Origin of the sequence: Oscillatoria sp. HE19RPO, from assembly GCF_024220515.1 — a bacterium.
GTDB lineage: Bacteria > Cyanobacteriota > Cyanobacteriia > Cyanobacteriales > Laspinemataceae > Laspinema.
The window spans coordinates 1-7963 of record NZ_JAMXOT010000407.1 but is presented as its reverse complement, the minus strand read 5'-3'; the positions used below and the strand labels follow the sequence as shown (position 1 = coordinate 7963).

General features: G+C 50.1%; 5 protein-coding genes. 2 read left to right on the top strand and 3 right to left on the bottom strand.

Features of this window, described 5'->3' with window-relative positions:
* Positions 1 to 255 precede the first annotated feature (255 nt).
* Positions 256 to 1308, bottom strand: a complete 1053-nt coding sequence (locus tag NG833_RS28040) for a YdcF family protein (protein WP_254568558.1) — start codon at positions 1306 to 1308, stop codon at positions 256 to 258.
* A 623-nt stretch (positions 1309 to 1931) separates the two neighbouring features.
* On the opposite strand from NG833_RS28040, the gene NG833_RS28035 reads away from it, so the two are divergent.
* On the top strand, positions 1932 to 2837 hold the full coding sequence (locus tag NG833_RS28035) for a pentapeptide repeat-containing protein (RefSeq protein WP_254568557.1): 906 nt from the start codon (positions 1932 to 1934) through the stop codon (positions 2835 to 2837).
* A 348-nt stretch (positions 2838 to 3185) separates the two neighbouring features.
* Here the strand turns inward: NG833_RS28035 and pap are convergent, their stop codons facing one another.
* Positions 3186 to 4676, bottom strand: coding sequence for a polyphosphate:AMP phosphotransferase (gene pap, locus NG833_RS28030; protein WP_254568556.1), 1491 nt, complete (start codon positions 4674 to 4676; stop codon positions 3186 to 3188).
* 570 nt (positions 4677 to 5246) lie between these two features.
* Here pap and NG833_RS28025 point away from each other — a divergent pair.
* Positions 5247 to 5762: a DUF1648 domain-containing protein gene (locus NG833_RS28025; protein WP_254568555.1), complete on the top strand. Its 516-nt coding sequence runs from the start codon at positions 5247 to 5249 to the stop codon at positions 5760 to 5762.
* A 172-nt stretch (positions 5763 to 5934) separates the two neighbouring features.
* On the opposite strand, the gene murJ is transcribed toward NG833_RS28025, so the two are convergent.
* Positions 5935 to 7590 (bottom strand): murein biosynthesis integral membrane protein MurJ, encoded by a 1656-nt coding sequence (gene murJ / locus NG833_RS28020; RefSeq protein WP_254568554.1) that lies wholly within the window; start codon positions 7588 to 7590, stop codon positions 5935 to 5937.
* Positions 7591 to 7963: the final 373 nt, after the last annotated feature.

Below are 7963 nucleotides of genomic sequence, written 5' to 3'. Positions count from 1 at the left end.
GGGGCGCAATGCTTGCGCCCCAAGGGCGCAAGCATTGCGCCCCTACATTGACGGGGCTACTACGAACGTTTTGGAAGTTTTATTTTTTGGAGTTCCCTTGAGGACTGGGTGCTTTGCCTCATAAGGGGCGTAACTTGGCATCCGCCAAGTCACGCGGTAACGACTGAAGTCGTTACTACGAACATCTCCCCCATCCTCCCCATCTCCCCCATCAACCAAGGACATAAGACATAAGACATAAGACAAATGACCCATTTAGTTAGACAAGCAGCGAGCACAGGGTTCGACCCAACCGCGTAGGAAATAGTACATCAAGGTGTAGAATTCCTCGACGACTCGGCTGGTGAGGGCCAAGCTGGTGGCATTGGGGATGAGGTCATAAATGCTGGTGCGAACTTGGTCTAAGGCGCAGATTTCGGGATACAAACTGGGCGATCGCGGGATGACATCCAGATCCAGGCGTTGAAAGGCTAGGCTGGCCCTGGGTAAGTGCAAAACCGAGGCGACGACGATCAGCCGAGGGTTGCGGTTAGCCCGTCGAGGGATGAGTTCTTGAACCGCTTCAGCACTTTGCCGGATATTTTCCACTTTATTTAAAACAAAAATATGAGTAGGAGACACGCCTTGGGCGATCAAGAGGCTTCTAATGATGTCCGCTTCGAGGATATCTGTGGAGTTGACCGAATACCAAGGCGCGCTCACCCCTTGCCAGGGAAAGGGTTGGGGTCGGGCGGCGATAATGACCCGAGGGGAATGGCCCACCTGTTGTTGGAGTTGGTACTGACGAACGGTGGTGACGATCAGATCGCTCATACTTGCTTCTATCAATTCGGGCTGATAGGGCAAAGAGGGCTGGGAAATGCCCGAGGATAAGAGGACAATGCCTTCGGGACGACCGACAACGGGGACGAGATTAGGGTTTCCCTGGGCTGGACAAACTGAGGCGATGGGAAAATTAGAGCGAATCAGCCAATACTGATAGTTTTGCGCCAGCCAAGGCACGCTACAGAGAACCAAGACAGCGAGGGCGGCACCAACTAGATACAGTCGATTTAGTAGCAACTTCCGGGTGGCCGCGCATAATAGAACGATGCATAATCCTAAGGGTCGCAGGGGAAACGAGAGGATGTACCACAGGGTGGCAACCCCCTGTTCCGTGGGAAAGAAAAACGCTAAGACAATAATACTTAAGAGGATTGCGCCCCCGAGCCAGGTTAGGTATTCCCGAGGAATAAGCTGGAGGAGGACATACCAGATGAGGAGGGCGACAATCACCCACAAAAGAAGCTGGGTTATGACTAGAAACATTGCGGGACGTCCTCAAGGTGCAAGTGATACCAAATCCGGGTGTTAAAAGTTAGTTTTCTCCATGAGCCTGCGTAGGCAGGCTTCGTCCGTATAGCCCCACCCTTGAGGGTGCGGGTTTTTGCAGGCCAATGAGTACCGGGTGGAGTATTCAAGGGCGATCGAATCATCTTCTGTATGCTCCTACGGCTGTAGTTCAGTAAAAACAATGAACTCTGGGGAAACTCTGGGGAAACTCGGGGAAATTTAAGTATTTATTCGGAGTTATTCTCGTTGGTTACATTTATGTTGACAAATCTATGCGTTTCTTAAATTTTTCAGAACCTCAACCGCAGTAAGATCGAATTTAGACCCACAAGAAAGCCGACTCCCGGATGCCAGTTCTACCCGCTGAGGCAGAGCATCAGGCCCCTCGAAGGTCGGTCCTGGGCAGTTAACCGACTTTGTTCATTGTTTTCTATAAACTCATGAAGCGTAATCCACTCGATACCTTCAAGTGTTACAAAGATTAATAAAAAATCCTCGGTTGATCCTTCGATCCCGCGCCATACTTGATAGAAGTTGAGCAATTAAAATTGAAATCCTCAGTTCCTCCAAAGTGCTGGGTTGATACAAATAGCACCCCTATGACTATTAATCATTGGCTGACCCTTTACGAACAGGGAATTAGAGACTTTTCGGGTTTAGACTTGCGTGGAGCTCAATTGGTGGGGGTGACCCTGATTGGGGTTAACCTCACGGGTGCCTATCTCGAAGGCGTGAATTTCGCTCGCTCGTTTTTAACTAAATCCAATCTAACGCGCGCTGCCCTGAATCGATCTAATCTTAATTTTGCCAAACTCAGTGACGCCCGATTAACCGAGGCGAATCTGACGAAGGCGGATCTCCAGGGTTCCTTTCTGGTCAAGGCCCAGTTGAATCAGGCCAAATTGAGTGGAGCCAATCTCAGCAGTGCCAATCTCCGAGGGGCAGATTTGCGAGAAGCAAATTTATGTGGGGCTAATCTCCAAGGGGTTAACCTGCGCGGTGCAAACCTGACTGGGGCCAATTTGAAATGGGCCAATCTCAGTGGTGCGCGGTTGAGCGGTGCCATCCTGGATCGGGTGCAATTGACGGGGGTAAATCTCAGTGGCGCTTTTTTGAATGGGGTCGATTTGACTGGGGTTGATCTCGATGGGGTAAATTTGAGTGAGGCCAAGCTCAGTGGGGCCAATCTTTCCGGGGCGAATCTGAGGTTTACTAATTTTACCGATGCCCAGCTACGGGGGGTGAATTTCACGGGGGCGAATTTAACCGGGGCGGATTTGAGTTCAGCGTTGTTAAATCAAGCGCGGTTAAATTCTACGAATTTGACCCGGACGGATTTTACGGATGCGGATCTGCGGGATGCTAACTTTTCAGACGCGACTTACGAGGGTGGAGAATGTCGCAGTTTGAATGATGTAGAAGGAGCGATGCAGCAGTATCGGGCAGCGATCGCCTCCAACATGGCCACTTTTTCACCGCAAATGACCCTAGGCACCCTCTATTAAGCCCCGTCTGCTCTAATTCCGGTCCCCCTTCCTGGCGAACTAGGGCTGTGTTATTCTACAGGCCCAATTAATTTTTGCATCGTTCAATCGCTTTATCTGGCGGAGGATACAGGTATATTCCCCTCCCTTGGAGGGGTGTCCCGAAGGGACGGGGTGGTGTCTTGATTTGAAACAGACATATACTTTTGAGTAAAGAAGCCTGGATAAATACCTGGACACTAGCTAGAATTTACCACCCCGCCCCTGCGGGGCACCCCTCCAAGGGAGGGGAATTTTGGGGCTGATTCCCCTCCCAATGAAACAGCCCCCCTCCTGGCGAATGGGAGGAGGGACCGGCATTGGCTCGAATTATTTGCGATGTTTGATTTCCGTCTCGATCGCCTGAATCACGGTTTGGATTACCTTGACTCGGGCATAATATTTATCATTCCCCGGGATCACGGTCCAAGGGGCTGATGGGGTACTGGTCCGCTGAATCATCTGATTCACTGCCACATTATAGAGCGGCCACTGCTCCCGATTCCGCCAGTCTTCATCGGTGAGCTTATGTTCCTTAAACTGATTGTTGCTGCGTTCGTCGAAGCGGTTGAGTTGTTCTTCCGGGCTAATATGCAGCCAGAATTTGACCACGGCATACCCGGCACTGGTGAGTTGTTCTTCAAACTCATTAATTTCTCGATAAGCTCTGCGCCATTCTGGTTCGCTGGCGAATCCTTCGATGCGTTCGACTAATACTCGACCATACCAACTGCGATCGAAAATGCCAATCGTTCCAGGGGGCGGTAATCGTCGCCAGAACCGCCAGAGATAATGATGGGCTAATTCTTCCGTACTCGGTGCAGCGAAGGCATTCACGGCATAACTGCGGGGGTCGAGAACGTCGGTCAACCGTTTGATTGCTCCCCCTTTTCCAGCAGCGTCCCATCCTTCAAACAGCACGAGAATGGGGATTTCTTGTGCGTGAATCTCAAGTTGCAGTTTCGTGAGTTCAACTTGTTCTTTACGCAGTTGTTTTTTATAGTCCTGTCTATCTAAGCTCACACTCAGATCGATTTGGGAGAGAAAATCGGGTTCCGTGGGTTGGAGTTGTTCTTGGGGGGGTAAACTTGGCACGGGAAGCTGATAGTGGAGGCGATCGAGGGCTTCGGTGAGAGTGGTTGCCATTTTTGCCAGCACTTTCACCCGCGCCCACCGCTGATTGTCTCCTTCCACAAGGGTCCAGGGCGCGGGCCCGGTACTGGTTTGAATCACCATGTCTTCCGCTAAGGCGCTATAGGTATCGTATTTTTTCGCTTGCTGCCAGTCTTCGGGACGGACTCGCCAAGCGGTGAGGGGGTCTGCTGCGGATTTTTTCAGCCGTCGCTTCAGTTCTTTTTCGCTGATGTGAATCCAGAATTTGGCGATCGCCACGCCATCATCCACCATCTGCCGCTCAAAGGCATTGATTTGTCGAATCACGGTGGGGACTTCGGCATCCGTCAGCCGTCCCAATAACCGATCTTCTAACATCCGAATGTACCAACTGTGATAAAAAATTCCCATACTGCCCCGCGCTGGCAGTTTCTGCCAAAACCGCCACAAAAAAGGGTATTGCCGTGCTTCTTCATTGGGGGGCCAGATGGGATGAACTTGAAATCCCCGGGGGTCCATATAACCCACCATTTTTTTGACCAGAGACCCTTTTCCGGCAGCCGTCCAACCTTCTAACACGAAGATAGAGGTTAGTTTTTTTTCCCAACAGGCTTGTTGTAGCTGTCGGATTTGCTGCATCAAGGCTTCTATCTGTTCGTGATACGTCTTTTTATCCAGGGAAAGTTTGAGATCGAGGTTATCTAACATGGACTTGTTTTATGGGGGTTAGATTGTGAGCTGGATTGTGACCTGATGCCCTAATCGTACCTGTCTCCTTCCTTTTTTGAGTAAGATTGGCCTTTTTTTAGGGTTAGGAACTCTTGATAAGAGCAGTTATAGCGCTTCTCCTAGGTCTGGGACAAATTTTGGGGAAGGGGAGCATCTGGTGAGCTTTCAGCAGTCGGTGGCAAGATGCTCCCACTGATGTCAATTCTATTGTCCTAATGATTTAGACGGGCCGGTCTGCCGGAGAAATTTCAAAGGAACAAGTTTGTTGTTTTTAATACAAAATCCCGGTAACTTTGTCAATATTGTTACTTTAAATTTGAACAATCAAGTGCAATGAGCAGGTCTGAGGAAAGGGTGACGGGGATATGGAGATTTCCGTACAAATAAAAAGTTGAGAGCGGTTAGCATTGAGAGGAATTGGCAGAATCTCTTCTCTAGGGTAAGCCGATGCAAACAGGGTGACCCATTGACCCAGGAAGAGGTTAGCCGGTTCCGAGGTAATTCGCTAAGATAGAAAATAATAGTTATCACCTTGGCTTAAAAATGCTTATGAATAGAAACAAAAACACGGAAAGTCTATTAGGAGCAATCGTGCGATCGCCCTTGGAACTGGCTTTGGAAATTGCCGCTTTAGCCGGGATTCTCTGTACTTTTCTGGCGATTCTCCAATCCTGGGGAACCCTTCCCGAGACTATCCCCATCCATTTTGGCATCACCGGACAACCGGATAACTGGGGTTCCAAACCGATTCTTTGGCTCTTACCCAGCATGGGAACTTGTATTTACCTGGTTTTAACCCTCTCCCCGTTATTGCCGCAACTGTTAGAGAGTCCGTTCCCGATACCCGAGGACCAAGGGGACCGCCTGTTAGGACTGGTGCGCGAACTGTTTGGATGGATGAAGGTGCAAATTATCTGGCTATTTTTCTTGATTAACTGGCAGATGATTCAAGTTGGATTGGGACAAGCGAGTGCGATCGGGACAATTTTAATTTTTACCGGGGTGATATTTTTAGGCGGAACGATCGCCTTTTATTTCCAACAAGCGGAACAGAATCTATATTAGACTTCTTGCAAAATACCGGATAGATCCCCCCAACCCCCCTTAAAAAGGGGGGCTTTGTAGAATTTTGGAAGAAGTTTATTAAACCCGATGTCTCCTGTGGAATTGTTCCCCATGAAAATAGCCCGCTTGAGCGGGCTATTAATGCAATCAAAATCCTGGCTTCAGCTACGGTTTATCGCCCAAAGCGTTGACGGATGCGCTGCATAAATATATCTACTTCGGGTAATTCAATTTGCGTGACGATCGCCGCAAATACCAAGAATCCACCCAAACTAGACAGACCCAATTCCACCAGATAAATCAACAATCCCGTGCCTTCAAACAAACGATCGCAACCTTGGAGAATCACCCAACCGACCACACCGGCTACCGCACTTGCCCCGGTTAATAAGGCGATCGGTTTACTCCACTCCGCTAAGGGCAATCCATTCAGCTTGCGATCGAGCAAAATCAACAGCGCCAACATCGAAATAATATTCACCCCCACCGTTGCCAGGACCAAACCCGGTGCCCCAAATGCTCTCACCATAAAGAAGTCCAGGACCGCATTCAGAAAAATATTCACAATACTCACCCGAAACGGGGTTTCCCCATCTCCCAAGGCATAAAACACCCGGACCAGCACATCCCGTCCCAAATAGACAAACATCCCAATCCCATAAGCCATCAGCATCGGGGCCACAAATGCTGAAGCCGCTTTGTCAAAAGCGCCCCGTTCATAAATGACTCGCACGATCGCCACCGACAAAGCAATAGTAAATGCGCCCAAAGGTAACATTGTTAGCCCCGTCAGCATCAACCCCTGGCGAATCCGCTGTTTCAATTGCGGCCAATCATTGGGGTCAGCTAATCGGGAAAACACCGGCAACAGCGGCACTAACAGCATATTAGAAACAATCCCCAAGGGCGTCTGCACCAGCAGTCCGGCATAACCCAAAGCAGCAGCAGCTTGGGGAATGTAAGACGCGAAAAACAAGTCCGTATAGACATTAATTTGCAGCATCCCAGAGGATAAAGTGGCCGGTCCCATAACCTTCATCACGTCTTTGACCCCCGGACGATTAAACTCAAACCGCAGACGCAGGGTGCCTAACCCACTGCGCCACTGGGTCACCACTTGCACCACCCACTGGAGAATCGCCCCGGCAAGGGTTCCCCAAGCTAATACCATCCCACCCGTCATAGCATATTCAGGAAGGCCAATATCTTTGCCTGTTTGGAGGATGAAGATGGCTAAGGCACCGATGAGTGCCACACTGGAAAAGAGGGGACTGATGGAGGGAATCCAATAGTGGTCAGCAGCATTGAGGGTCCCGAATCCAATGCCAATTAATCCGGCGAGGACGGCGAGGGGGGCCATGATTCGGAATTGTTGGATGGCGATCGCATGGGTCAGTTGCAGGGTTTCAAATTCTGGGGTAGAAAGGCCCTGGGCTGCTGCTTCTGCCGCTGAAATGTTCAAACCTGGGGCGACTAAACCCATGAGGGGTTCAGCAAACAAAACTAAAACTCCGGCGACAATCAGCAGCAATCCGCCTACGAGGGTGGTGATGGTTTCGACGAGGGGGGCTGCTTCTTCCGGTTTGCGTTTAGCCAGGACGCTGACGATCGCGCTATGGAAGGGTCCATTGATGCCCCCGAGTAAAATCAGCAAAAAACCGGGGATCACATAAGCATAGTTATAGGCATCAAAGGCGGGACCGACTCCAAAAGCAGCGGCGATCGCCTGTTGACGCACTAAACCAAAGACTTTACTGATCAAGGTGGCGATCGCCACAAGACCGGCAATTCCAGCTAGAGAACGAGCGGGTTTTTTTAGGTCAGACACAAATCTTCACAAATCGCGACAGAGCTTAAATTATTTAACCCCGAATTGGGCAATTCTCAACCATTCGGTTCCTCGCTGGTTTTACAACTCGCCGAGTTCCTATTCCGGTAATCGAGGGATGGGGGAGATGGGGAGGATGGGGAGGATGGGGGAGATGGGGGAGATGTTCAACGTCCCGACTTCAGTCGTTCTCTTCGTTTGTAGTAACGACTTCAGTCGTTCTCTTCGTTTGTAGTAAGGGGATTCCAACAAATAAATCATCCTTGCTTTGATGCGATCGCACCTAACAAGGCTCTTTTAGCCCGCGCAGGCGGGCTTTGTCCGTGTAGCCCCAGGCTTGAGCCTGCGGGTTTTTTGAAGGTTTTATTTTTTG

Coding starts and splice junctions, on each gene's coding strand:
- NG833_RS28040 (WP_254568558.1), bottom strand. CDS start 1,308: ATGTTTCTAGTCATAACCCAGCTTCTTTTGTGGGTGATTGTCGCCCTC.
- NG833_RS28035 (WP_254568557.1), top strand. CDS start 1,932: ATGACTATTAATCATTGGCTGACCCTTTACGAACAGGGAATTAGAGAC.
- pap (WP_254568556.1), bottom strand. CDS start 4,676: ATGTTAGATAACCTCGATCTCAAACTTTCCCTGGATAAAAAGACGTAT.
- NG833_RS28025 (WP_254568555.1), top strand. CDS start 5,247: ATGAATAGAAACAAAAACACGGAAAGTCTATTAGGAGCAATCGTGCGA.